This is a genomic window from Anisomitus miae (SeqCode) (genome assembly GCF_054906395.1).
Genome location: NZ_JBRACL010000005.1, coordinates 123,889 through 149,666, shown reverse-complemented (window position 1 = coordinate 149,666; position 25,778 = coordinate 123,889). Strand labels below are relative to the sequence as shown.

Below are 25,778 nucleotides of genomic sequence, written 5' to 3'. Positions count from 1 at the left end.
TCTTTAAAATAAAGTTTATTGAACTTAAATATCTTAAATTTATGCTAAAATTTCAATAATACATTTTCTAAAAACCATATAAACTTCAGCACTGAATCCAAAAATATCTTTATTTAAATTTACAACTACTATTTTTAAAAATCAACTATAAATCACTATTTTAGTATTTTTTCATAATATGAATTTAATTCACTTATCTCATATTAATTTTTACATTTATAGATTTAGTTAAAAAATACTTTGTTAAATTACCAAGACCTTTACAATGTACAATTTTCCTAATTATAATCTAATTTTTCTATATTAAACTTACACTCTAAAAGTAAACAGCTAAAACAAAATATAAATTGTAAAAATACTAAAATAAATAGTAATTCATCTATTATTTACAATACGGATATATATACATCTAGAAAATTGTAATTTTCTTCAGGGTATAACAGTTTTAACAAAATTGTATCGGAATAATTTAAAAATTAAAGAGGGCATTTATAAATCCAATCACTAGGATCGCACTTATAAATACCCTCTTAAAAATTTTATATTTTACTCGAATTTCTCTCTAAAATCTCTGACTTAATATTCATTCTATTTATAAAATTCCCATTCAATATATTATTCAAAATAACGTAAGCCTTAACTCCAAGCTCACTTTTATCGTAACTAACTGTAGAAATTGATGGTAAAGAACAATATGAGACGAAATTATTATCAAATCCTACAATGGATATGTCCTGAGGGATCTTGTACCCGTTATTCATCAAAACATTTAAAACCTTGTATGCTGTAAGGTCATTATCAGCACAAATAGCTGTAGGCTTCCTAGATTTAACAAATTTCAAAATATTCTCCTCATAATCACCATCATAAATATTTAAAATATTTTCTGGATTATAATTTATACCAAAAGAAGTAAGCGATGCAATATACCCAACAAGCTTATCTTGATAAAACACATCATTTCCCTTTATGTTAATAAATGATATATCTCTATGTCCACGATATACTAGATAGTTAACAACCTTTCTCATTCCCTCAATCATGTCTATACCAACATACCCCAAGTTATGTTTATCAATGCTTAAATAATTGTTCACTACAACAAGTGGATATGTCATTTTTGAAATTGATTTCCTTAAAGAATCAGAAATATTGCTAACAAGAAGCATTGCTCCAGATAAATTATTTACCTTAATAATAGCTTCTAGATTACTTCTTTTTGATACCTCCTTCAAAGACACAATCAAAATTTCATTTCCTTCACTCAAGGATTTATCATTAAACCCTTGTATTATATCATAGTTTAACGTCTTATCGTATTCATTAAAATTATTATCAATAATTATACCAAATTTTAAATTCGGTTTATTAAAAGTTATAGATTTTTTAATGTATCCCATTTCATTTGCAATCTCAATGACTCTTTCACGAGTTTTTTGGCTTATATCAGTAGCACCATTTAAAGCCTTAGAAACAGAACTAATTGAGATTCCTAATTTATTTGAAATATCCTTAATCGTCACCATATTCTCACTCCCTGTAAATCTAAATTTTTCAAATAATATTTACTATTTTTTTCGTAAAATAAATTAATTTCTTTATCAGTCTCCCTAAAATTAAATTTCTAAATCTCCTGAATAAAAATTCCACATGTTGACAATTTTTGAAAATTTTTTATATACTTAACTTAGTTCATACTTGATTCTATCTAAGTAAAAACACATTTTGAAAGGTGATAAATTTATGAAATACTGCATTTCGATGGATAAAGATTCTCAAACTTTTTGGGAGAAAAATAGGATAAATTCCTTCGATATCGAAGGAAAGGGAAAAGATAAATTATACGTTTTGGAAATGTTTTCATATCCATCTGGAAGTAATTTGCACGCAGGACATTGGTTCAACTTTGGACTTGTAGATTCTTATGCTAGATTTAAAAAGATGGATGGATATAATGTCTTTCAACCCATGGGATTTGATGCATTTGGTCTACCTGCAGAGAACTATGCTATAAAAACAGGTATACGCCCGAAAGAATCCACCATGAAAAACATTAACACTATGAGAGCTCAGCTCAAAAATATGGGAGCCATTTTTAATTTTGAAAATGAAATAATAACCTGCAATCCCGATTATTACAAGTGGACTCAATGGCTGTTTTTAAAGCTCTATGAAAACAACTTAGCCTATAGAAAAAATGCTCCCGTTAACTTTTGTCCTAGCTGTAATACGGTTCTAGCGAATGAACAGGTTATTGAAAATAAATGTGAACGCTGTTCAAGTGAAATAAAAAAAAGAAATTTAACACAATGGTTTTTCAAAATTACAAACTATGCAGATGAACTAATTGATAAATTGGACTCATTGGATTGGCCTGAAAAGACAAAATCTATGCAAAAAAACTGGATTGGCCGATCTTATGGCACCATAGTCAATTTTTCTATTGAAAATCACAAAGATACTTTCGATGTTTTCACTACAAGAGTTGATACTTTAATGGGAGTTTCTTATGTTGTACTTGCTCCTGAACATCCTTTAGTACTAAAAGTAACTTCAGAAGAAAATTTAAATAAGGTTCGTGATTACATAACTTTATCTTCCAGTAAAAGCGATATAGATAGAATGACCCTATCTAGGGATAAAACAGGAGAATTTACTGGATCCTATGCCATTCATCCAATTGATGGCAGAAGAATTCCTATATGGATTTCTGATTATGTTATAGCATCTTATGGGACAGGGGCAGTCATGGCTGTGCCCGCACACGATGAGAGAGATTTTGAATTTTCTCAAAAATTCAATCTACCTATGTATAAAGTTATTGAGTGTGAAAACAAAAATCATATTCCTATGACATCAGAAGGAGTTCTTGTAAATTCTGGTATGTTCAATGATCTTTCTTCCCAAAAAGCTAAGAAGGAAATCACAAATTACCTTGAATCTCAACACAAAGGTTATTCTAAAACTACGTTTAGACTTAGGGATTGGCTAATTTCAAGGCAAAGGTATTGGGGGGCACCTATTCCAATAATATACTGTAATAAATGTGGCATAGTTCCTGTACCATATGAATCTCTCCCAGTTGAGCTTCCGGAGAACGTGGATTTTAGTCCTAAAGGAAAATCCCCTTTAGAGGAATGTGAAATCTTTGTAAATACTAAGTGTCCAAAGTGCAAATCTAACGCTAAACGTGAAACAGATACTTTAGATACTTTTGTATGTTCCTCATGGTATTACTTGAGATATGTAGATCCAAAAAATAGTGAAGAGGCTTTTGACAAAGGTAAAATTGAGAAAATGCTTCCTGTTGATAAATACGTAGGGGGACCTGAACATGCTTGCATGCACCTTTTATATGCACGATTTATAACAAAAGCTCTTAGGGATATGGGATTTTTAAATTTCGATGAACCATTTAAATCTCTAACTCACCAAGGATTAATACTAGGTCCTGATGGTTTCAAAATGAGTAAATCTCGTGGAAATACAATATCACCTGATGAATACATAGAAAAATACGGATCTGATGTTTTTAGAACTTACTTAATGTTTGCATTCACATACACTGAGGGCGGAATATGGGACGATGCAGGAATAAGATCTATTCATAAATTTATACAAAGAAGTGAACGATTAATAAATAGAAGTTTATCTATACTTAAAGATAGTTCTTATAGATGTGTGGAAGATCAAATTAGTAAAACAGAGCTTTTATTTTCACTAAATAATGCTATAAAAATGATAAGATGCGATATTGAAATTCTTCAATTCAATACATGTATTGCTCATTTTATGAAATTAACTAATGATTTTTCAAAATATATAAACAATAATAAAATAGATAGAAACTTTTTATCTGATTTTTTACATGATTACATAAAGATATTTGCCCCATTTGCTCCACACTTTTGCGAATACTATTTTGGTATTTTACAAAACATATATAAAAGACCTAGAACTTCTGTATTTTTAGAAAGTTATCCAAAAATAAACAATCAATACTTAATTAGGAATGAAACTGAAATTGCAATACAAATAAATGGAAAGATAAAAACAAAAATAACTGTGCCTACTGATTCAAGTGATAATGTTGTTAAGAATATTTGTCTTTCAAATAATACAATCCTTGAAAATATCGGAAATAAGAAAATATTAAAAATCGTAATAGTAAAAAATAGACTAATTAATATTGTTGTAAAATAAACAAAAATAATATAGTATTATGGAATGGAGGTAAGTTAATATGAATTTTATTAATATGAGTAATGAAACTTTTCAAGAATTCAAGGAACTTCTTGCTAATAACGATATAGATCAAGATATAATTAGGATTAATTTATCAGGGATGGGATGTGCTGGCCCATCGTTTAATATCGTTTTAGACGAAAAAAAAGAAGATGATATAGCTTGCGAAATAAATAATTTAACATTTATTTTGAATAAGGATTTGTATGAACAATTCGGAGATTTTATAATCGAAGGGACTGCAGAAAATAACAAAGGTTTAGTTTTAAAACCCATAAATTCATCTAATAGTGGTGGATGTAGTGGTTGCAGTGGAGGATGTAGTTAAAAAACTGTAAAAGATGTTTAAATTTAAGATATCTTAATTTTAAACATCTTTTTGTGTATTTCAAATTTTTCTACGAAAGTAGGCATCAAATGGGAAAAATTAATATTGGTAAAATTAAAGACTTTTCTAACTTTAACAATTCAAATGAAGGGATAGTCCTTTACAAAAAAGACAAATTAAGCATGATATATCACGAATTCACTAAAAATGGAATTTCAGTCTGGTTCAATGTAATATCAACAAGGAACATAGTACATAAAACTCTAATTTCTATTGATAAAGAGGATAATATAATAAATTTTTCATGTTCATGTAACTATAGAAATATAAAGAACGATAATTGTAAGCACATTGTTTCATCTTATATTTTTTTCATAAATCAACTCAAAAATAATCTTAAAGCTAAGATTAGCTATAATTTCGACGCCCTTGATACAATGCATAATTTTAAGTTTGAAAATATATTATCAAATGCAGATAAGTACAGACTTCACTACTGTATAAATATAAATTCTACGAACGATATAAGATTAGATCTGGGAATTATTCTAAATAAAGTATACCCTATATCAAATATCCAAAAATTTCTAGAGTGTATATTGAAATCTGCTGATTACAATATAAACAAAAATATAAATCTAAGTTTTACTGAAGGTGACTTTGAGATTTCAGATAATTTGTTTATTAATATGATGTTAGATATTTACTCTTTATATGACTCAAATTGCATTTTAAACAGTGTGTTTTGTAATCAATACATCATTTTAAATGAAAGGCTTTTTCATAGCTTCATGAAAATAATAAATGAAAAAGAGTTTTCTATCAAATTTGATGATAAAAAATTTTATGAGAGGAAAAGAATAGACGAAGATTTAGATATATCTCCTATAATATCCTCAGATGACAATAACAATATAAATCTTCATTTAAACATTTCAAACATAATAAATCTTTTCGATGATTCTCCCTACTTCTACTTCGATGGGAATATCTACAATACATCTAAGAGATTTATACAAAATTACAACTGCCTAAAAAGTATCATAACAGACAACAATACTTCATATTTCACAATAGATGAAAATTCTAAAAATAAATTCTTAAATAACGTAATTCCTAAATTTTCAAGGTATTTTAAATTAAAAATAGATTACTTAAATAAAAATACATACGTTAAGTGTAATCCTAGATTTTATATAGATAGAACTTCAAATGATACTATAATAATTAAACCTGTATTTAACTATGGTGAGCTTAACATAAATCCTTTAGATACTTCCCAATTGAATACATCAATACTCAGAGATTATGAAAAAGAAAATAAAATACTTGTGATGCTTAATAATTTATGTGAATATCAAAATTCTATATATTATTTTATAAATTCTCCTAAAAAGATATCAGAATTTAAAAATCTAGGAATACATAATCTGAAAGAGTTAGGCGAGATTTATTACACCAAAAATTTTAAAGAATACAAACTTATTTCATCTTCATCTTACAAAACTTCATTTGATATAAGTGAAAATAATTTACTAAATATATCCTTTTCTTTCGATGGCATAACAAATGAAGAACTGTACGTAGCAATCAAAAATATACGTAAGGGTGAACAGTATTTAAAATTAAAAGACAAGGGAATTTTAAATTTAGACAACGCCTATCTAAATGAAATAAATAACATTTTGATTGATCTGGATATCAACGAAGAATATCTGAAAGGTGATTCACTAAAAGTTAGTAAATTACATGCATTTTATTTAAACGATATGTATTCTGAGAGTTTCAGATCCCTTGGGGAACTTAATAAAAATGCTAATTTCTTAAGTATTGTTTCAAAATTAACAAATGCAAAAAATATAGATGTGTCCCCACCTATGAATTTGGCCTTAAGTCTTAGAAATTATCAAATTGAAGGATTTAAATGGCTTAAGACCTTAAAAGAATATAATTTTTCTGGAATACTTGCAGATGAAATGGGACTCGGAAAAACTATTCAAACGATTGCATTCCTTCAAAAGGAATTTGAAAATAATTCCCTACAAAATTCAATTATTATTTGTCCAAAATCATTGATATACAATTGGTTCGACGAAATCAAAAAATTTGCTCCAGGTTTAAAAGTTCTAATATATAGTGGAAATAAAAGTTTAAGGCTTCAATTGATTGAAACCTTTCATATGTACGACATAATCCTTACTTCTTATGGAATAATTCAGAAAGATATTCTTCAACTCAAGGACAAGAAATTCAACATATGTATAATAGATGAAGCACAAAATATCAAAAACAAGATATCCAAAAATACACTATCTTTAAAAGAACTAAGAATTAACCATAAATTTGCTCTAACAGGTACGCCAATAGAAAATTCAATAGATGAATTATGGTCCATATTTGATTTTCTAATGCCCGGGTACTTATATTCCTATTCTAAATTTAAATCTATCTATAGTAAATGTGATAATATCAATAATTTAAACAAAAAAATTTCACCGTTCATATTAAGACGTCTTAAAAAAAATGTTTTGACAGAACTTCCTCCAAAAATCGAAACAAAAATAATGGTAGAATTAAACGAAGAACAGAAAAAACTATATTATTCATATGTCGAGAAGTTTAAAAACGATTTTGAAAAAAATACAGATGTGAACTTAAAATTCAAAATTCTAAGTGCATTGACAAGGCTTCGACAAATTTGTTGTGAACCTAAGATAATACTCAATGAATACAATCACGGAAGTGCAAAAATGGAAATCCTAATGGAAATTTTGGAAAATAACATAAAAAATAATAAAAAAGTCATAGTCTTCTCTAACTTTACAAGTGTACTGAATATAATAAAAACTCTATTAATAAAAAATAACATAAGATACACTTACTTAGATGGATCTACACCTGCTAAAGAACGCATAGACATTGTAAACAAATTCAACAAAGATGATTCAAATGTATTTTTAATTTCCCTAAAGGCAGGTGGTTTTGGATTAAATATAACCTCTGTTGAAATTGTCGTGCACTTTGACCCATGGTGGAATAATGCAGTTGAAAACCAGGCAACTGATAGAGCACATAGAATAGGACAAAAAAACGTTATTCAAGTTATAAAGCTTATAACAAAAGGAACAATTGAAGAAAAGATTTTCGATATACAGCATAAGAAAAATACTTTAATAAAGTCAATAATCAAAGACAACGAACTTGATTACAATTTAATATCAAAGATGTCTATAGATGAACTTAAAAGTTTATTCTCAATAGATACTTTGTAAAAATAGAGTAGCGAAATTTTTACGATACTCTATTTTTTTACAACAATTAACCTTTTGAATCTAGGTTTAATTTTACGTACCTCGATATAAACAACACTCCCCCTACAACGTTAAGAGCAATAATTAAACATTCTCCGGAATTTATTACCAAAAACATAGATATAATTACAATTAAAAAATCTAAAATCAATGCCAAGACCTTTAACAAAATATCACCTCATTTGTTATATAGTCTAAGTCTACTAGGCAATGATTAAACCTTGTAAATATTGTAATAGCTGCTATAAATTTATATAAATCCTATATTTCTCTTAACTCTGTTTAAAGTTTCATAAGAAACTTCCTTAGCTTTAGTAGCTCCTTCCATATATATTTTTCCCAAATAATCCTTATTTTTCAAATAGTATAATACGTTTTTCTGAATAGGTACTAGCATATCTATAAGCCTATCCATTACTTCTTTCTTTAAACTCCCATAACCTTTACCTAAAAATCTATTTTCAACAGATTCAAAAGTTTCTCCAGTTATAGACATCAATATATTTATCAAGTTTTTTATACCAGGTTGATCATCTGTATACAATATAGATCCAACAGAATCAGTAACACTTCTTGAGATCTTCTTCTTAATTAGATCTTCACCATCCATTATTCTTATGTACGCACTTTCATTTTCATCTGATTTGGACATCTTCTTCAATGGGTTTTGTAAACTCATTATTCTAGATGAAACACCACCTATATGCGAAGATGGAATTTTAAATGTCTCCCCATATAGAAAATTAAATCTCTCAGCAATGCTCTTGGCAAGCTCCAAATGCTGTTTCTGATCTGAACCAACCGGAACAATGTCTGTATCATATAATAATATATCAGAAGCCATCAAAATAGGATATGTAAAAAGTCCAACAGGTATTGACTCTCCTACATTTAAAGATTTTTCCTTGTACTGAGTCATCCGAGATAATTCTCCCATATATGTAAAACAATTTAAAATCCAACATAGTTCAGAATGATATGGCACATGAGATTGTATAAATAAAGTATTCTTATGTGGATTAATTCCACATGCCATATATATAGCTAGTACCTCTAAAATTTTTTCATTAAGCTTAATTGGATCTTGTCTGGTTGTTATAGCATGTAAATCCACTATACAAAAAAAACACTTATATTTATCTTGTAAATCTAGCCAACTCTTTATCGCTCCAAAATAATTGCCTATAGTTAAATCTCCAGATGGTTGAACGCCACTAAATATCGTTTTCATATTACTATTCACCAACCTCTTTTCATTAACATTAAAAAGAGACCTTAAAAGCCTAAGGTCTCTTTTTAATTATCTTCTTACTTCTCTTTTTTGATTTTTTCTAGCACGTCTACAATCAGGACATCTCACAGGATCATTTTCAAAACCTTTTTCTTTAAAGAATTCCTGTTCTCCAACAGTGAAAACAAAATCCTTTCCACAGTCTTTACAAGTAATATTCTTGTCATCCATACTAAACACTCCTCACGTTCATAGGAACTATTTGAAGGACATTATCTTCCCTTGTCAAATACTTACGAACGGAAGAAGCAGTGGCCTTTAAAACAAACATATTTCCTATATTAAATTACACTTGTAATTATATACTTAATTTATAAACAATTCAATATAAATCAACACAAAAATTTATTATTTTTATGAGTTAAACTATTGTTATAAAAATAATAAAAATGAACTTTAACAAAATCCTTAAATTCATTTTTCTTTGTTATCCCTGGATGATTGTTAATAAATTTTCTAGTTTCAGATAATAATAACCTCTATAAGACTTAGTAGAGGAAGGTGTATAAGTTGCAATCATTGAAGGAGAACAACAGTTCTAAATTGGATAATGAGATTGAAATATATAAAAAATTAACTGAAGAAGAAATCCTCAGACTAAAACAACTAAACGATTCACTTCAATATAAGCTGTCGATAACAAGTAATCTGCTTGATATAAATAAATACCTAAACATGGGTATCGGTAATGACAACATTTTCAACATAATAAATGACGTTGCCATTGCTATATTTGGTGTTAAATACTCAACAATAATTGTAAAAGAAAGTCAAGATACTTACTTAAATATTTCAAATGTTAATAGCAAAAATTATAAAAATTTCAACTTCATGTATAAATTCTTCGGAGAAGAGACTTTTCTGATCTCATGTAAAAATGAATTAAATATCGATTCAATAAAAGAGCCAGACTCAAAATCTCTAATCGGTTACCCCATATTTTGTGAAAAGAAGTTTGTAGGTTATATGATCCTTGAACACCCTTATGAAAACTTTTTTGATCATCATAAAGTGCATTTCTTAGGAGCTCTCGCAGACTTATTAGCTGTAACATATGAAAATTACAATCTCTACAAACAACTCGACCATAAATCTAAAAATGATCCAATATTAAATATTTTAACTCGAGTTGAATTTATGCAAAGACTAAATTCTATTTTAAAAATTAAGGGAGATAAGACCTTCGCAATAGTAATGATGGATGTCGATAATTTTAAATCTATAAATGATTCTCACGGTCATCTATTTGGAGATTCTGCTCTAATCCAAACCACTAATGTCATAAAAGAATTTGTAAGCGATAGAGATATGCTTGCGAGATATGGTGGAGAAGAATTTATAATGTATATAAATTCTTTTGAGAATCCAAAAGATCTGTTGATAAAAATTGAAAAAATTAGAAAAACAATCGAAACTAATACCATAGAACTAAACGGATCTAAATCCAGCGTTACTATGAGTTTTGGAATAGCTATATATCCATACGATGGAAAAACCTTAGATCAACTCCTAAATCACGCAGATAACATGCTATATAAAGCAAAAGATCAAGGCAAAAACAAAGTAGAATTTACTCCTTAAATATTATTGATGGTGCTTGCTTTTGTATGTATAATATAACTTGCAAACGAGTTTTAAGGAGTGATCAATTTGAACTTATTTGCAATATCAGATTTACACTTGTCCTTTAGTTCCAAAAAGCTAATGAATATTTTTGGAGATAAATGGAACAATCACTTTGATAAAGTCAAAAAGAATTGGATTGATTCAATATACGAAGATGATATTATACTGCATTGCGGCGATTTTTCATGGGCTATGAATTTAAATGAGGCTAAGGCAGATTTAGATTGGCTCGATTCACTCCCAGGAACGAAGATACTTATAAGGGGAAACCATGACTTTTGGTGGAGTGGAATAAATAAATTGAATTCCATATACAAGAACACTAAGTTCATTCAAAATAGCTATGTCCCTTTTAAAGATTACGCAATATGTGGGAGTAGAGGTATCAATCTGGATCTTTATGAAAATCAAGATAAATATCACCACTTAAAGATTTTAAATAGGGAAAGAGTTCGAATGGAGTTGTCTTTAAATTCTGCAATCAAAGATGGGTTTAAAAAATTCATCTATATGTTTCATTACCCTCCATTTACAATAAATGATAAGTGCAAAAACAAAAATATATTTTTAGATTTAATAGAGAAATATAATATCGAAAAGGTTTTATACGGTCACATTCATAGTAATTTTGAAGGTTTCTATAATAGGCGTTTAAATAATGCCGAATACTACTTAACATCATGTGATTATCTCAACTTTAAGCCATTAAAAATAATGTAGGTATTTATTTTTTGATAAATAATAGGTGATATAATTATGGCCATAAAACAATGGAAAACCTTTTTAATGCCATATCAACAAGCAGTAGATGAATTAAAGATAAAATTTAAAAGTATTCGAAAAGAATTTAAGTCTAGAAATGAGTACTCGCCTGTGGAGTTCGTAACTGGAAGAGTAAAGGAAGTATCAAGCATACTTGAGAAGATAAAAAAATTTAATGTGTCCATAGACAATATAGAAAATGAGCTCGAGGACATTGCAGGTATAAGAATAATGTGCCAGTTTGTTGATGATATTAAAAGGGTGGCTGACATAATCAGAAATCGAAAAGATTTGTCCATAATATATGAAAAAGATTACATAACAAATGTGAAAGATAGCGGATATAGAAGCTACCACATTATAATTAAATATCCTGTGAACTTATCTATAGGATATAAAGAAATCATTGCAGAAATACAAATTAGAACTTTGGGCATGAACTTTTGGGCAACTGCGGAACATTCCTTAAATTATAAGTACAAACAGTTAATTCCCTCAAATTTAAAAAGTAAACTTAAGGAAGCAGCAGACGCTGCATATCAATTAGATGAATTAATGATGCAAATAAAAGATGAAATAAAGGATGCTCAAAGATTGTTTGGAGTTAAGTCGCATATTGTTTCAAATATAAATGAGAGCCTCACTAGTTTGATATCTTTAGGTGGAGTTAAAGAATCCAGTAATTACCAACTCCAGTTAACTACTCTCATAGAGATTGGGGACATAAATCAACTCAATTATCTTCTATTATCAATTCAAAGAGATATTGATAAATACAAAAAATAAACTAAACTTTACTAATAAATTTAAATATTTGAAACTCTAGAACTTTTACAAAGATTTTATAAGGACGTGTGTCTATGGATAGTTTTTTTAATGAGATAAACAAAAGGAGAACATTTGCCATAATATCCCATCCAGATGCAGGTAAAACAACCTTAACTGAAAAACTCCTACTATACGGCGGTGCTATAAGGTTAGCAGGATCAGTTAAATCACGGAAAGCTTCCAAATATGCCACATCTGACTGGATGGATATAGAAAAGCAACGTGGTATATCTATAACAAGTTCAGTTTTACAGTTTCGGTACGATGGGTTTTGTGTAAACATTTTAGATACCCCTGGTCACGAAGATTTTTCAGAAGATACATATAGAACTTTAATTGCAGCTGACTCGGCTATAATGGTAATCGATGGTTCTAAAGGAATAGAGTTGCAAACAAGAAAACTATTTCAGGTTTGTGCTCTCAGAAATATCCCAATTTTTACTTTCATAAACAAGATTGATCGAGAAATCAAAGATCCGTTTGATTTAATAGAGGAAGTTGAAAAAGAACTTAGCATAAAATGTCATCCAATGAATTGGCCTATTGGTTGTGGACAAGATTTCAAAGGCATTTACCAAAGAAATGAAAACAAAATTTATACATTTCAATCTCAAAATCATGGACAAAACATACTGAAATGTGATGGTAATCTATATAATGATGAAAATATAAAAGGTATACTCGGAGAAGTTGCTCATAGTAACCTAGCCGATGAAATTGAACTTCTGAATCTTACAGAAAATCCTTTCGATCACGAAAAAATTCTAAATGGTGAATTAACCCCTGTTTTTTTTGGTTCCGCTATAACTAATTTTGGTGTTGAAATCTTTTTAAAAAATTTCTTAAAATATTCTTCAGAACCTCTTAAAAGGGAATCGACTATTGGAGATATCTCCCCTTATGAAGACTTTTTTTCAGCATTTGTTTTCAAAATACAAGCTAACATGAACCCAAAACATAGGGATAGGATTGCCTTTATGCGAGTATGTTCCGGAAAATTTGAAAAGGGTATGGAGGTAACTCATATTCAAAATAATAACAAAATTAAGCTCTCCCAACCCCAACAATTCTTTGCACAAGATAAAGCATTTATAGATGAAGCCTACGCTGGAGACATAGTAGGAGTGTTTGACCCTGGTATATTTTCGATTGGCGATACTTTGACAAACTCAACTAAGGATTTTAAATTTGACGGCATGCCATCTTTCGCTCCTGAATTATTTGCAAATGTTAAACCCACAAACTCTATGAAGAGAAAACAATTTATAAAAGGTATTACCCAGATAGCTCAGGAGGGTTCCATTCAAATATTTAGGGAATTTAATTTTGGAATGGAAGAGGTTATAGTTGGAGTTATAGGTAATCTTCAATTCGAAGTTCTCGAATACAGATTGAGAAACGAATATAACACAGAAATTAAAATAACCAAGCTCCCTTATAACTTAATTAGATGGATTGAAAAATGCGATATTAGTATTGAAAATTTAAACCTTACTAGCGATACAAAAAAGGCAATAGATTTAAAGAATAGAAATATTTTAATATTTCAAAACACTTGGGGAATTCAATGGGCAATTGATAAGAATCCTTCGATTATATTATCTGATATTGGAAAAGTATAAGAAAATATTTTCTGTTAACAATAAACAATGGTTTGATTTTGTTTTTTAAAAGGAGTTGTGTTTCATGAAAAAGTTTTACGGTCCTAAGATTCGTATCTCTAATAAAACAGCAAGTTCAATTAGAAAATTTAATAGATTAAACCATACCAATATACCAAGTCCAAAAACAAATCCAATCGTTGTAAATAATATTGCTACGAGCGAATTCGATTATACTAGTGAATACTAAATTTTAAAAGTACCATACTTCAAAAGATATGGTACTTTTTTCCTTATAAAACTATCTCTAATTGGTGGAAGATTCATAAATCATATTTATATGTGGTATTCCAATATCTAAATACTGATCTCCGAACTCAACAAATCCCAAACTTCTATAAAGGTTTAAAACATAAACCTGTGCTCTCAATTTAATTATTTTTTCATTCAATGTCTCCTCCACAAATTTTATACTATTCTGTAATAATTTTTTACAAAGCCCTCTTCCTCTATAAAGCTTATTTGAAACAACTCTACCAAATGATATTTCATCAAAGCTCATTCCCCTATCTAGTATCCTCAAATAGCACAATATCTTCCCATTCTCCTCTATAAAACTATGGTAACATCCATAATCCAAATAATCCAAATCTTTATAAAAACATTTTTGTTCAATCATAAAAACTTCAACTCGCAGTTTAATAATTTCATATAATTCTTCAACCGTAAGTTGATCAAACCTTTTAACTACCAATTCCATATGTAACCTCGAATTTAAAATTATAAAAAATGCCAAAAACCAAATAAGATAATATCATAAATTTATATAAAAATATATTACAAAAATAATTTTATTGGAGAATGTAATGAAAATACTACTAGTTGGTGGAGATGAGCGATTCCTCTCCCTAAAAGATATCCTTCATAAAAATGGGTTCACTTGTGAGAATATATTTTTAGATTTTCAAGATAAAATAGAAGATCTACAAGAAAGAATTTATAATTTTGACATAGTGATTTTACCAATTCCATTTGTTAGAAACGGTTTTTTGAATGCACCATTTATCAATGAAAAAATTCCCTATAGAAAATTAATACCTTTACTAAAACGATTTAATGGAAAAATATTCGGTGGATTCGACAATGTGTCTAAGGAATCTCTAAGAAAGGAAGCCATAAACTTTATAGACATATTGGAAGATGAAAAATTTACATTGGTAAATGCAATAATAACAGCAGAAGGAAGTATAGAAAAATTAATAAACCAAAGTAAACGTAGCTTATTTGAATCAAAAGTATGTATACTTGGATACGGTCGAGTTTCAAAAGCCCTATCAAGAAGGATGGATCCATTATGTGAGAAATTATTAGTATACAATAATCCATCTATAAACTTTGCATATACAAGAATTGATAATATAAAATCAAAAATGCTAAGTGATTTCAAGTATGATGCTAAAAACTTTGATATTATAATTAACACTATTCCTAGTCTAATAATAGATAGAGAGGTTTTAGATTCAATAAACAGCTCTACTCTAATTCTAGATTTAGCATCTATGCCTGGTGGGGTTGATTTTGAATATGCAAATTCTAAAAATATACAGACTATACATTACTTGGGTATACCAGCAAAAGTATCTAGTCTAAGTTCAGCAAATGCAATAATGGATTTTTTAAAAAATTTTTTACAATAATGAATACTTTATATATAAAATTCTCAAACTAATACTGAAGGAAGTGATTATTATGGATCCAAGAGATCTATGGGATATAGATAATATTTTCAGTTTAGTTGAGAATAACCATAACGAATTTGATAATTCACACTCCTATAGAGAATATGAAAACAGTATAAATGATTTTGCCAATTCTATCGACGAGAATTTTTTAATATAAAATAACTCAGAGGATTGATTAAAATAAGTCCTCTGAGAAATTACTCAAACAATATTCAAAATGTAAAAATTTTTCTTTCCCTTTTTTAAAATTGCCCTTCTATATTTGAAACATTCTAATGTTAAGGTAAAATTGACATCTTCTATCTTAATATCGTTTAAAGACACCCCTCCTTGAGAAATAAGTCTTCTGCCCTCAGATTTTGAAGGTAATATATTCTTCATAACCAACACATCTACAAGAGATCTCCCAATTTCACATTCTAAAACATAATAATTAGGAGCTCCATCTATACTACCACCAGTAGAAAATAATGCTTTCGAGGCTTCCATACATTTAACAGCATTATCCTCTCCATGTATAATTTTAGTAACTTCAAAAGCTAATATTTCTTTTGCTTTATTTATCTCCTCTCCACGTACCATACATAGTTTATCTATATCTTCAACAGGAATGAATGTAAGCATCTTTAAAGCATTTTCTACATCATCATCGTTTATATTTCTCCAATATTGGTAAAAATCATATACTGGAGTTTTATTTTCATCTAACCAAATAGCTCCATTTTCTGTTTTACCCATTTTTTTACCATCACTTGTCAATAGGAGATTACATGTCATAGCATAAACTTGTTTTCCACAATTTCTTCTTACCAAATCCATACCTGCAATCATATTAGACCACTGATCATCACCACCAAGTTGTAGAACACATCCATACTCCTTGTTTAATACTAAAAAATCATATGACTGCATTATCATGTAATTAAATTCAAGAAAGCTAAGTCCTTTTTCTAATCTTTGTTTAAAACACTCTGCCCTTAACATATTATTTACAGAGAAATTCACGCCTATATCTCTAATAAATTCAATGTAATTTAAATTTGAAAGCCACTGGGAATTATTAAGTATAATTGCTTTATTGTTTGAGAAATCTATAAATTTCTCTATTTGTCTCTTAATATTAACTATATTTCTATATATATCTGATTTATGTAACATTTTTCTCATATCCGTTTTACCGGTAGGATCACCTACCATTACTGTCCCACCGCCTATTAAGACAATAGGTTTATGACCATTCTTTTGCATATGTGACATAAGCATCAATGTTACGAAATGTCCAACTGTCAAACTATCCGCTGTTGGATCATACCCTATGTAGAAATTTACCTTTTCTTTATCAAGAATCTTTCTAATCTCATTTTCGTGAGTCATTTGCTTAATAAAACCACGATTTTTTAATTCTTCAAATAAATTCATCAGTGCCCCCATCATAATTTTTTTATAAATTATAACATAAGCAAACCTCCTTATAAAATATAATTTCGTTTCAATTTATATATGTAAAGTTATTAACATTATCAACATACAATTGTTAATAACTATAATATTTTTCTAAATTTCTATATTTTTTTCTATATATTTTCTTATTTAGTATAAATTTTATGGTAAATATTAAGACTTTTATTTTAATATAATAAAATTATATACATTAAAATACATAGATATTTTTTACTATATATTATATTTTTCCACATAAATTAATACTTTTCCACATAAATTTTGTGGAAAAGTATTAAAAATACCTATTATGTAGTTATATCAATAATAAATTTATCATTATTCCCAAATTTAATAAAATTTTTAACATGTCTAGTACCATTAACTTTTATTCCTGTATTCTCTCCTTTCCTGACTATTATCCTATATTCTGAACTTTCTCGCATATACGTAAAAGTATAACTACCGAAATCACTTATCACACATGGATCAATATAAAATCCATCATTATGTAAATTAAATCCTAAAATATATTGCATAACAACCCTATATAATACAGAAGATACATAATTGAAATCTTTATTGAATGTTTTAATCAACCTATTTTCCTTAAACTCAATATGAGAAGCTACTAAATACGGCTCTCTCCTATAAACGTTAGCACAATTTCTATCCACAGTTCTTAATATTGGATTCAAAAACTCTAAATACGAATATGCTCTAGTATTCATTTTAAGCTTAGCTAATGCCATGATAAATAAAATTAGAGATTTATTATCTTGAAAACAATATTCACTTCTATCTATCATATTATTTTTAGAAAATTCCCTTACAAATCCATACTCGTTATCAACCAAATATTTTTCAACAGAATTTATAATCTTTTCTTTGTGTACCAAATCATCCATACAAATTATGTAAAGTGCTTGATTTATTAAAATTATATCTGAACTACTCTTAGAATCCAAATTACATACATAAAATTCTCCATTGAAATACTTAGGTACTACATTTAGAATATCCTCTCTTACTTTTATAAAAATATCCTTGCTCTTACTATCGCCAAATTCATCAAAAATACTTAAAAAATCACTAATAACTCTATAAAATATAAATATTGTACCTATTTGATTGACATCTTTAGATAACTTAGGATTACCAATATTATCAAAATTTATTCCTCTTTTCAGTACACATAAACACTTCTCAAATATTGTAGAAAATCTAATCTCCGAATCATTATCACTCATAATCTTAATTTCAATATTAAAAATATCCTTATCTCCAGTAACTTTTATATAATCTAAAAATATAAATAAAATCCATAATCCATCATATAAGGAATCATTTATCGTATATATTTTTATTAAATTACTCCATGTATCTTTAAATTTCCCATCTAAATACATATTTGAAAATACTTTTATAATATTCTTTTTACTCTCTAATGGATTTGTATAATTATAAACTAAACATTTCTCCATTATATCAACGCAAGAATGAAGCTCTCCTACTTTAGAATTACTGAACAAAAACTTTTCATTACGATTCTGATGTAATATCCATCCATTCATAAAAATATCTAAATACGTATCCCTAGTCTTTATCTGGATTGTATTATATTTATTTAAACGATCTTGATTGTTATCAATATACATTTCAGAGAAATACTTTTTAGAGAATCGTTTAATCTCAGAATTTATACTTTCCAAACTACTATCATATCCAAGAACTATATAAATCTCCTTTGTACTATCTTTATCTAGAACTACCTTTCCGGAAACACACAAACAGGATTCAATGTTTACACCAGTTAAATTACTAAGATTACTCTTATGCATACCAACAGGATCGCAATAACCTTTATTTATTCCTAAAAACTCTCTTTTACTGCCTGTGAAAGATACATCCTCACATCCAAATAACTTTAAGTAAGATTTTATATTTTTAAACTTTTTTGAAAAAATATTTTCTCCGTATATGTACCCAAAATCATTATTTATACTTGTTTTTAATTTTTTAGAATAATCACCCATTGAACTTAACAAAATCGGTGCGAAATAACAAACATTTATATTTTTAGTTAAATTTGATAAATTTTTAAATTTTATTTTTACTACCTTATATTTTTTATCTTCTGGTACAAAACATTCAAAATCTGTTTCTATTTTATTAAAACTATTCTTTACTTTAGTAGAAAAACAAGAAGTAGAAACTATATAATCCTCTCCATTATTAACTGGGTTAAGTGTAGGAGACCAGACGCAATCATCTTCTTTCAAATAAACACACTCTCCAAAATATTCACTTGTATCACTATTAAATCTCGGAGTGATCGAAAACTCTCCACATTCAAAAGCCCATGTACTCATAAAACCATTCAATAGTACACAAGTAAATATATGACCATTACCTAATATATTTTTATAAGAGTATGGAATAATATTAAAGTCATTAATCCTGACTACATACTCCGAGTAATCTTTTGAAAACCCTCCGTACGAATTATAAAATTTAAGATCCTTTTTAGGTATAGGATATCTACAAATATCATTAAAATCAAAAATTTCATTTGACATTTCATACAAGTAATTATTAAGATTTATATTTGTTATAACATTATCTAATGGCTTCGAAAATTCCAATATCCAATTCTCTAAATTTATTTCAGCCTTAGATTCATTAAGATATCTTAATGAAAATCCCATCTGTTCGTAAACACTCCCAAATGAAGATTTTATAAATACATTCGCTATACTTTTTACTATCCCATGAGTATTTTTATAAAGATTTGATAAAATTATGTAAATTCCATTATTAATATTGATTTTGTCTTTAAGACCATACTTTAATATCAAACTTTCAATTTTTCTATCAAAATGTTTATCATACCTTAGGTATCCATTTAAAATAATTAAATTAAATCCATTAAATCCCATATTGAAAAAATACAAGAATAATTTTATCAATACTTCCAAATTATCCAAATCGGAATTTGTAGCTACCTCAATAGCTATAATAGGTATCTTTGGATCTATATTATGAGATATTAAATCATTAACACTAATATCTGACGTTAATTCAAATTCGTTATTGTGATCGCCATATAAAACCTTAGATGTAATATAATTAAAAAATAATACCTCCGAAGATGATATCCCCAAAGAGTTAATCATAGATTTAAAATTATAAGAATTATTTTCATGTATATTAAACAACAACTCTAAATTTTTATATTTATTAATCAAAGATATTACATCATCTCTTGTATATCCCAAGGAATTTATAAAATACAAACTCGTGTGACCATGTGGTTCTATATCTACATTGCAACCTATGCTGAAAATATTTTCTAATGTAGATTTACTATTTTTATATACAAAACCCTCATGTAAGAAAATGGGATCATCCAATTCTTTATTTATACCTATGAGTTTTTCTTTAACGTTCTCAAAGCTTACCTCTCTGACGTTATGGTCACTGTAAAATATACTATGTCCCATGAAGATATCTTTACTAGTATTCCTACATATTCCAATTAAGTCATTAGGACTGAATTCAAAATCTCTATTTACACTCTCACTCTCAAAATAACTGCGTACATTTATACTTTTAGACTTAGAAATTAAGTTTTTTATCAAAATTTTTCTTACTTCTACATTGTCGTCACTCGATATCATGATCTCACTTGTGACTCTTATATCATCACAATTAGCTATAAACTTTGCTCTATCTATATTAAACTCACAAATATACTCTATACTGTCATTTTTACATGGCAAATATGTATTACTAAAAACTTTTTTGCTTACTAAATCTTTTATGTATATATATCCATAAGACCTCTCATTTGTAAAATCATCACTTACTTCTGATATATATCTTTCACCGAATTTTAAAAATCCACCTCCACTAGCACTTATTCCCAATAAACATTCACCGTTTGAGTAAATTTGCATATCACTTAATTTATCATTTCTATATTTAATAACTCTTGGTATGAATTCATCATTTGACACAGGAGAACTTATATTAAATTCGTTATATATGGTATCTCTTATACTTAAATTATCTATACTTTCATTTAGAAGCTCATCTATACTTTCAACCTCAATTATGTCTCCGAACCTATTTTGACATATATTATCCATAATGGTATTTGCCAAAGCCATAAAGCTTATGCCTTGATGATTGGTCATGTAATTTTTCACTATTATGTAATCCTCATCTTTATTTTCCTTGTATCGTGTAAAATCAATAGCTTCATAAAATCCATATCTACCTACACCTCCCATCTCCTCCAAATACCTTAAATTCCTAATACTACTTTCAAAATCTACCATAAATCCCATCATACTTGAATAAGAGCTCACAACTAAACTACTACAATCCTTCTTAATGGAAACATATGGCACTCCAAAATATCTATATTTATAATTTAAATCATTATCAAATTCATAAAGACAAGAATCAGAAATTCCAAAGGGAACTTTATTAATATTACAAAACTTTAATTGAGAATTAAAACATCCCTTATAAGTCTCGTAAAGTAACGTGTCGTGGTATGACTTCATATAAAGCATAGGCATAAGATATTCAGACATAGACCCTTCCCTCGATAAAAGCGTCTTAGTTCCTTTTATGCTCACACCCACCCTTCCAAGATTAAACCAATGAGTAACAGGAATATCACCTTTAGCTATAGACAAAAAACTTGCAATTCTTGACTCTGACGCCAATAAGTCGTAACAGTTACTATCTATTATATCATTTTCACAATCATATCCTATTGATAATAACCCCTTATTTTCATTGTATAAAAAACTAAAATCCATACTATCTATCTTTAAACTAATACTTTCTATCAAAAATTTAATATCTTTAACAAGTTTGACTATATTATCTAAAATCTTAGATGCTTTTAAACATATATTTTCATCCTTTACAGATGAATTATTATAACTCTCAATAAAATCTATTATTACACCTTCAAGAGAAATTATATTTGTATTAATCAATATTTCACCAAGTGCATCGATTTTAAAATTAGGTAACTCGTGCACCTTACATGTTATATCCAAAATCTCGTTGAGGAAACTATTCGCACTTTCATTTATTTTTATATGCCAGTAAACATCTATATTCTTTCCACTTATTTCAAGGATATTATTATTTGAAACCTCTATCACCATCTCTAAAAATCTTATATAATCTTGGTATTTATCACAATTATATCCATACCCAATTACATCTTTATACAGATGATCTGCATTCAAATTGTTTGATAAATATGCCATTTCTTCAAATGATTTCACCAAATCTTTATGTATGATAGGAGTATTAAGCAAATCCTCTAAAGATTTTTTAGATAAGTAATAGCTAGAAAGTAAATTACCACTATCTACTGTTGATATAAATCTTCGACCTGAGGGGATGGCCTTCTCTATATCATACAAATTGTATAAATGACCTCTGTAAACTGGTAGTGCATCTATGGAACATAATATTTTTTTTAGTATATGAACCATGTCAAAAATACTTATAAATCCAAAATCCCTTCCTAAAATAAATGCACTCAAACTCATTCCAATACCAGTTGGAGAAGTTTTCTTAGCTATACCAGCATATGGATAATCTTGGTAATTATCACATACTAAATAATTTGTACTCTCATTTACAAAATCTTCAAAATAAGCAAATATACTTCTAGATATAGCTCTTAAGAAAATATTATCTCCATGTCTTAAATTTGTGTGTCTAAATACAAGCCTCTTAGATATAAAATATGCTATTATAGGTCCCACCAAAAATGTAGAAGAAATCAAAACCATAGAGTAAATTTTAAAATAACTTCCCAATCCAATTCCAAATAATCCGAAAATTAAACACGGAAACATCCTTCCTAAATATACCAATAGAGAATTATTATCTCCTTGATTAACTTCATAAAATGACTTCCACTCTAAGAGCTTTTTCTTGGTAACAATCATCCTAAACAAAACCTTAACTATAGCATGAATACACACATATCCTTGATACGGTAGAAACGAGAACATTATATAAATTTGGATCATCTTATTTGCAAACATATTAATAGTATAGCGTACATCGCGTTTAAATATCTGAACGACACTAAGAGAAGAAACATTCAAAATGGCTGGTAAAATCAAACTCATTAACATAAATCCGTAGTAAATATTCCTTTGCCTTATACTCATTGCAACAGGAAATAAAAAGGAAATTAAATAACATATAGGAACTAAACTCTTCCTTAGATTATCTATGATCTTGTATTTTGAAAATGTCCCTAACCCTCTCGATCTAAACAAATAGTACATAAGTTGCCAATCACTTCTAACTCCCCTATGTAATCTTGAAAAGCTGAGCAATACACTCGAAGGAAAGTTTTCCTCAATCTCAATATCAGATGCAAATAGAACCTTTGTAAAACATCCTTCTATTAAATCATATCCTAATATTTTATCCTCAGGAACAGAATTTCTAAGGATCTTATCAAACACATCTATATCAATAATTCCTTTACCAATAAATATACTATCATCAAAAATATCCCAATAAACGTTTGAAACTATATTGTTGTAAAACGAAATATCTGACCTTCCACCAAATACTTTTGAATAAAATGTATTAATCGAACTTTTGAAATTAATCTTAACTCCAGGCTGTACTATGCCATAACCCCTTACGATTCTATTCCTATTTTTATATTTTTTAACGACTGCTCTGTTTAAAACATGGTGTATAGTGCCTATTAACTTAATGGCAGAATCCTTTACTAATTTGTTATCCAGATCAATTACTATTATGTATCTTGTATTCTTTAACAGATCATAATCTTCAATATTATATTTAAAATTAGTTTCCTCACCTTTTAAAAATCTTATGAATTCCATTATCTTTCCACGTTTACGTTCCCATCCCATGTATACATTATTACTTTCACTATAAACCTTATCCCTTACAAATAAATAAAACTTTACTTCCATAGCTGAATCCATATACTTCTCATTGAGATCATTCAATAAACTCTTAGCATAATTCAAAAGTATTTTATCCTCAGAACCCTCATAAGAAATGGTATCAACATAATCCAGAATAAGCGAAAAATATAAATTACCTTTCTTATTGCAAACATACGACATCTCAAGTCTCTTAAATAACCTATCTATATCCTCTTTACTACTCAAAATAGAAGATATTACAACAACGGTTTTAGCTTCATCGGGTATCTTATCAGAGTAATCCATCCTTGGTATAAATTTAAAATTTATATTCTTTGAAAAGAAATAATTCACTAAGTTAGCTGAAATATCAAAAGACAAAATCAAAAATATACCAAAAATCAAAATATTCATATAAACATTGCTTATAACAAAATCAAAATAACAAATGGAAAGGTATAAAAGTGCAGTACCCCCTGCAAATAGCGATAAAAAATATATCGTTTTCTTAAATGCTTTCAATGCATCATTAGCCTTGAAATATTTACTTCCATCATCTAAGATATAATATCCAATATGTCTGGAATAATCATCTACTCCGTTCTCACACATGCCTAGAATCTTTCTGCACTCTACACTTTCATTTAAATTATTTCTTTTACATATTTTTTCAAATCTTCTTCTATAAAAATCTCTACTATCATAATCCATTTTGGGGTAAATCATCGAAGGATCTTTCAAAAACTCCTTATGAACTGAACTAACCTCTTCTAGACAAGATTTCCAATCAAACAATGAAATACTCCTCAACCATTGGATATAAGTACTCATTTTTATTCTAAGCTTATTTAAATTACCAGTATTTAAATTTCTCAAACCATCATGTGTTAACTCCTCATTTTCCAATATCCCTTTTAAAAATTTATTTATTGGATCATGAACTATTCTATTTTCTTCAATAAGATTTATGAAATACTCCAAAGAATATAGCGACAAATTATCATCAAAGTATTTTGATAAACTCTCTAAAATGTTTTCAAATTTATCCGTATCAATTAATTTTGATATCTTGAGAAAAAGATTATGTGCTTCAAATTTTTCATTTTCAATATACAAAATTTTATTGGTGAGCTCATAAATTTTCTCTAAAGTTACATACTTCATAAAAAAAGGAATGCTCCAAATTTCACTTAAATCTAATTTAACATTATTCTCGTATTCGTTTAACTTATTTAAAAACTCCGTTCTATCAAATAAACCATTTTGATTTTCTATAAAATACATACAAAATAAATAAGCTCTAGGTAAGAATCTATTGTTAAATTTTATAGATTTAAATTTCTTAAAATCATTGCCTACTTCACATCTAAAAGTGTTCTCTAATGAAAAAAAATTATCTAATATCCAATTAGATGCATAACTAACCTTACATCCTGTTAATTTTATCTCTTCTACAACTTTAATATTTTTAAATAGCAATCTAATATATCTCTTTAGATTTTTTTCAAAATTAAATTTTTTCAAATGAGTAACACTGTTTTTGCAAAGTAATTCTAACGAATCATAATCCATTATGTCCTTCCTTTCTATACCAGTCGAAGTAATCTTTAACTTAAAAAATTTTTTGAAATATATTCTATTG

17 protein-coding genes are annotated in these 25,778 nt (G+C 27.8%); 10 read left to right on the top strand and 7 right to left on the bottom strand.

Annotation, left to right across the window (positions count from 1 at the left end; all coding sequences use genetic code 11):
• Positions 1-539 precede the first annotated feature (539 nt).
• Positions 540-1,526 (bottom strand): LacI family DNA-binding transcriptional regulator, encoded by a 987-nt coding sequence (locus AALI31_RS02595; RefSeq protein ID WP_489884966.1) that lies wholly within the window; start codon positions 1,524-1,526, stop codon positions 540-542.
• 217 nt (positions 1,527-1,743) lie between these two features.
• On the opposite strand from AALI31_RS02595, the gene leuS reads away from it, so the two are divergent.
• From leuS to AALI31_RS02580, 3 genes are all read left to right on the top strand, one after another.
• Positions 1,744-4,203, top strand: a complete 2,460-nt coding sequence (gene leuS, locus AALI31_RS02590; RefSeq protein ID WP_489884965.1) for a leucine--tRNA ligase — start codon at positions 1,744-1,746, stop codon at positions 4,201-4,203.
• A 40-nt stretch (positions 4,204-4,243) separates the two neighbouring features.
• Positions 4,244-4,573: a HesB-like protein gene (locus AALI31_RS02585; protein WP_489884964.1), complete on the top strand. Its 330-nt coding sequence runs from the start codon at positions 4,244-4,246 to the stop codon at positions 4,571-4,573.
• A gap of 89 nt (positions 4,574-4,662) precedes the next feature.
• A complete protein-coding gene (locus tag AALI31_RS02580; RefSeq protein WP_489884963.1) occupies positions 4,663-7,845 on the top strand; it encodes a DEAD/DEAH box helicase in 3,183 nt (1,060 codons plus the stop codon).
• A 46-nt stretch (positions 7,846-7,891) separates the two neighbouring features.
• On the opposite strand, the gene AALI31_RS02575 is transcribed toward AALI31_RS02580, so the two are convergent.
• The 3 genes from AALI31_RS02575 to AALI31_RS02565 form a co-directional block, all read right to left on the bottom strand.
• Positions 7,892-8,053 (bottom strand): hypothetical protein, encoded by a 162-nt coding sequence (locus tag AALI31_RS02575; RefSeq protein ID WP_489884962.1) that lies wholly within the window; start codon positions 8,051-8,053, stop codon positions 7,892-7,894.
• An 81-nt stretch (positions 8,054-8,134) separates the two neighbouring features.
• Positions 8,135-9,115, bottom strand: coding sequence for a tryptophan--tRNA ligase (gene trpS, locus AALI31_RS02570; RefSeq protein ID WP_489884961.1), 981 nt, complete (start codon positions 9,113-9,115; stop codon positions 8,135-8,137).
• 69 nt (positions 9,116-9,184) lie between these two features.
• On the bottom strand, positions 9,185-9,346 hold the full coding sequence (locus AALI31_RS02565; RefSeq protein WP_489884960.1) for a zinc-ribbon domain-containing protein: 162 nt from the start codon (positions 9,344-9,346) through the stop codon (positions 9,185-9,187).
• A gap of 339 nt (positions 9,347-9,685) precedes the next feature.
• On the opposite strand from AALI31_RS02565, the gene AALI31_RS02560 reads away from it, so the two are divergent.
• The 5 genes from AALI31_RS02560 (at position 9,686) to AALI31_RS02540 (ending at position 14,242) form a co-directional block, all read left to right on the top strand.
• Complete coding sequence (locus AALI31_RS02560) at positions 9,686-10,756, top strand: sensor domain-containing diguanylate cyclase (RefSeq protein WP_489884959.1); 1,071 nt, start codon at positions 9,686-9,688, stop codon at positions 10,754-10,756.
• A 69-nt stretch (positions 10,757-10,825) separates the two neighbouring features.
• A complete protein-coding gene (locus tag AALI31_RS02555; protein ID WP_489884958.1) occupies positions 10,826-11,521 on the top strand; it encodes a metallophosphoesterase in 696 nt (231 codons plus the stop codon).
• Positions 11,522-11,557: 36 nt separating this feature from the next.
• Positions 11,558-12,349: a GTP pyrophosphokinase gene (locus tag AALI31_RS02550; RefSeq protein WP_489884957.1), complete on the top strand. Its 792-nt coding sequence runs from the start codon at positions 11,558-11,560 to the stop codon at positions 12,347-12,349.
• 74 nt (positions 12,350-12,423) lie between these two features.
• Positions 12,424-14,013, top strand: a complete 1,590-nt coding sequence (locus AALI31_RS02545) for a peptide chain release factor 3 (RefSeq protein WP_489884956.1) — start codon at positions 12,424-12,426, stop codon at positions 14,011-14,013.
• A gap of 64 nt (positions 14,014-14,077) precedes the next feature.
• Positions 14,078-14,242, top strand: coding sequence for a hypothetical protein (locus AALI31_RS02540; RefSeq protein WP_489884955.1), 165 nt, complete (start codon positions 14,078-14,080; stop codon positions 14,240-14,242).
• Positions 14,243-14,299: 57 nt separating this feature from the next.
• Here AALI31_RS02540 and AALI31_RS02535 read toward each other — a convergent pair whose 3' ends face one another.
• A complete protein-coding gene (locus tag AALI31_RS02535; protein WP_489884954.1) occupies positions 14,300-14,752 on the bottom strand; it encodes a GNAT family N-acetyltransferase in 453 nt (150 codons plus the stop codon).
• A gap of 106 nt (positions 14,753-14,858) precedes the next feature.
• On the opposite strand from AALI31_RS02535, the gene AALI31_RS02530 reads away from it, so the two are divergent.
• On the top strand, positions 14,859-15,689 hold the full coding sequence (locus AALI31_RS02530; RefSeq protein WP_489884953.1) for a dipicolinate synthase subunit DpsA: 831 nt from the start codon (positions 14,859-14,861) through the stop codon (positions 15,687-15,689).
• 52 nt (positions 15,690-15,741) lie between these two features.
• A complete protein-coding gene (locus tag AALI31_RS02525; RefSeq protein ID WP_489884952.1) occupies positions 15,742-15,891 on the top strand; it encodes a hypothetical protein in 150 nt (49 codons plus the stop codon).
• 44 nt (positions 15,892-15,935) lie between these two features.
• Here the strand turns inward: AALI31_RS02525 and tyrS are convergent, their stop codons facing one another.
• Both tyrS and AALI31_RS02515 read right to left on the bottom strand, forming a co-directional pair.
• The gene (gene tyrS, locus AALI31_RS02520; protein ID WP_489884978.1) at positions 15,936-17,156 is read right to left on the bottom strand and encodes a tyrosine--tRNA ligase; all 1,221 of its coding nucleotides are present in this window, start codon (positions 17,154-17,156) and stop codon (positions 15,936-15,938) included.
• A 326-nt stretch (positions 17,157-17,482) separates the two neighbouring features.
• Positions 17,483-25,708: a glucoamylase family protein gene (locus AALI31_RS02515; RefSeq protein WP_489884951.1), complete on the bottom strand. Its 8,226-nt coding sequence runs from the start codon at positions 25,706-25,708 to the stop codon at positions 17,483-17,485.
• Positions 25,709-25,778 lie beyond the last annotated feature (70 nt).

What these genes read in the sequence shown, in the direction of transcription:
- trpS (WP_489884961.1), bottom strand. Translation starts at nt 9,115, where the DNA reads ATGAAAACGATATTTAGTGGCGTTCAACCATCTGGAGATTTAACTATA.
- AALI31_RS02515 (WP_489884951.1), bottom strand. Translation starts at nt 25,708, where the DNA reads ATGGATTATGATTCGTTAGAATTACTTTGCAAAAACAGTGTTACTCAT.
- AALI31_RS02580 (WP_489884963.1), top strand. Translation starts at nt 4,663, where the DNA reads ATGGGAAAAATTAATATTGGTAAAATTAAAGACTTTTCTAACTTTAAC.
- AALI31_RS02545 (WP_489884956.1), top strand. Translation starts at nt 12,424, where the DNA reads ATGGATAGTTTTTTTAATGAGATAAACAAAAGGAGAACATTTGCCATA.
- leuS (WP_489884965.1), top strand. Translation starts at nt 1,744, where the DNA reads ATGAAATACTGCATTTCGATGGATAAAGATTCTCAAACTTTTTGGGAG.
- AALI31_RS02540 (WP_489884955.1), top strand. Translation starts at nt 14,078, where the DNA reads ATGAAAAAGTTTTACGGTCCTAAGATTCGTATCTCTAATAAAACAGCA.
- AALI31_RS02585 (WP_489884964.1), top strand. Translation starts at nt 4,244, where the DNA reads ATGAATTTTATTAATATGAGTAATGAAACTTTTCAAGAATTCAAGGAA.
- AALI31_RS02550 (WP_489884957.1), top strand. Translation starts at nt 11,558, where the DNA reads ATGGCCATAAAACAATGGAAAACCTTTTTAATGCCATATCAACAAGCA.
- AALI31_RS02565 (WP_489884960.1), bottom strand. Translation starts at nt 9,346, where the DNA reads ATGGATGACAAGAATATTACTTGTAAAGACTGTGGAAAGGATTTTGTT.
- AALI31_RS02530 (WP_489884953.1), top strand. Translation starts at nt 14,859, where the DNA reads ATGAAAATACTACTAGTTGGTGGAGATGAGCGATTCCTCTCCCTAAAA.
- AALI31_RS02535 (WP_489884954.1), bottom strand. Translation starts at nt 14,752, where the DNA reads ATGGAATTGGTAGTTAAAAGGTTTGATCAACTTACGGTTGAAGAATTA.
- AALI31_RS02595 (WP_489884966.1), bottom strand. Translation starts at nt 1,526, where the DNA reads ATGGTGACGATTAAGGATATTTCAAATAAATTAGGAATCTCAATTAGT.
- AALI31_RS02525 (WP_489884952.1), top strand. Translation starts at nt 15,742, where the DNA reads ATGGATCCAAGAGATCTATGGGATATAGATAATATTTTCAGTTTAGTT.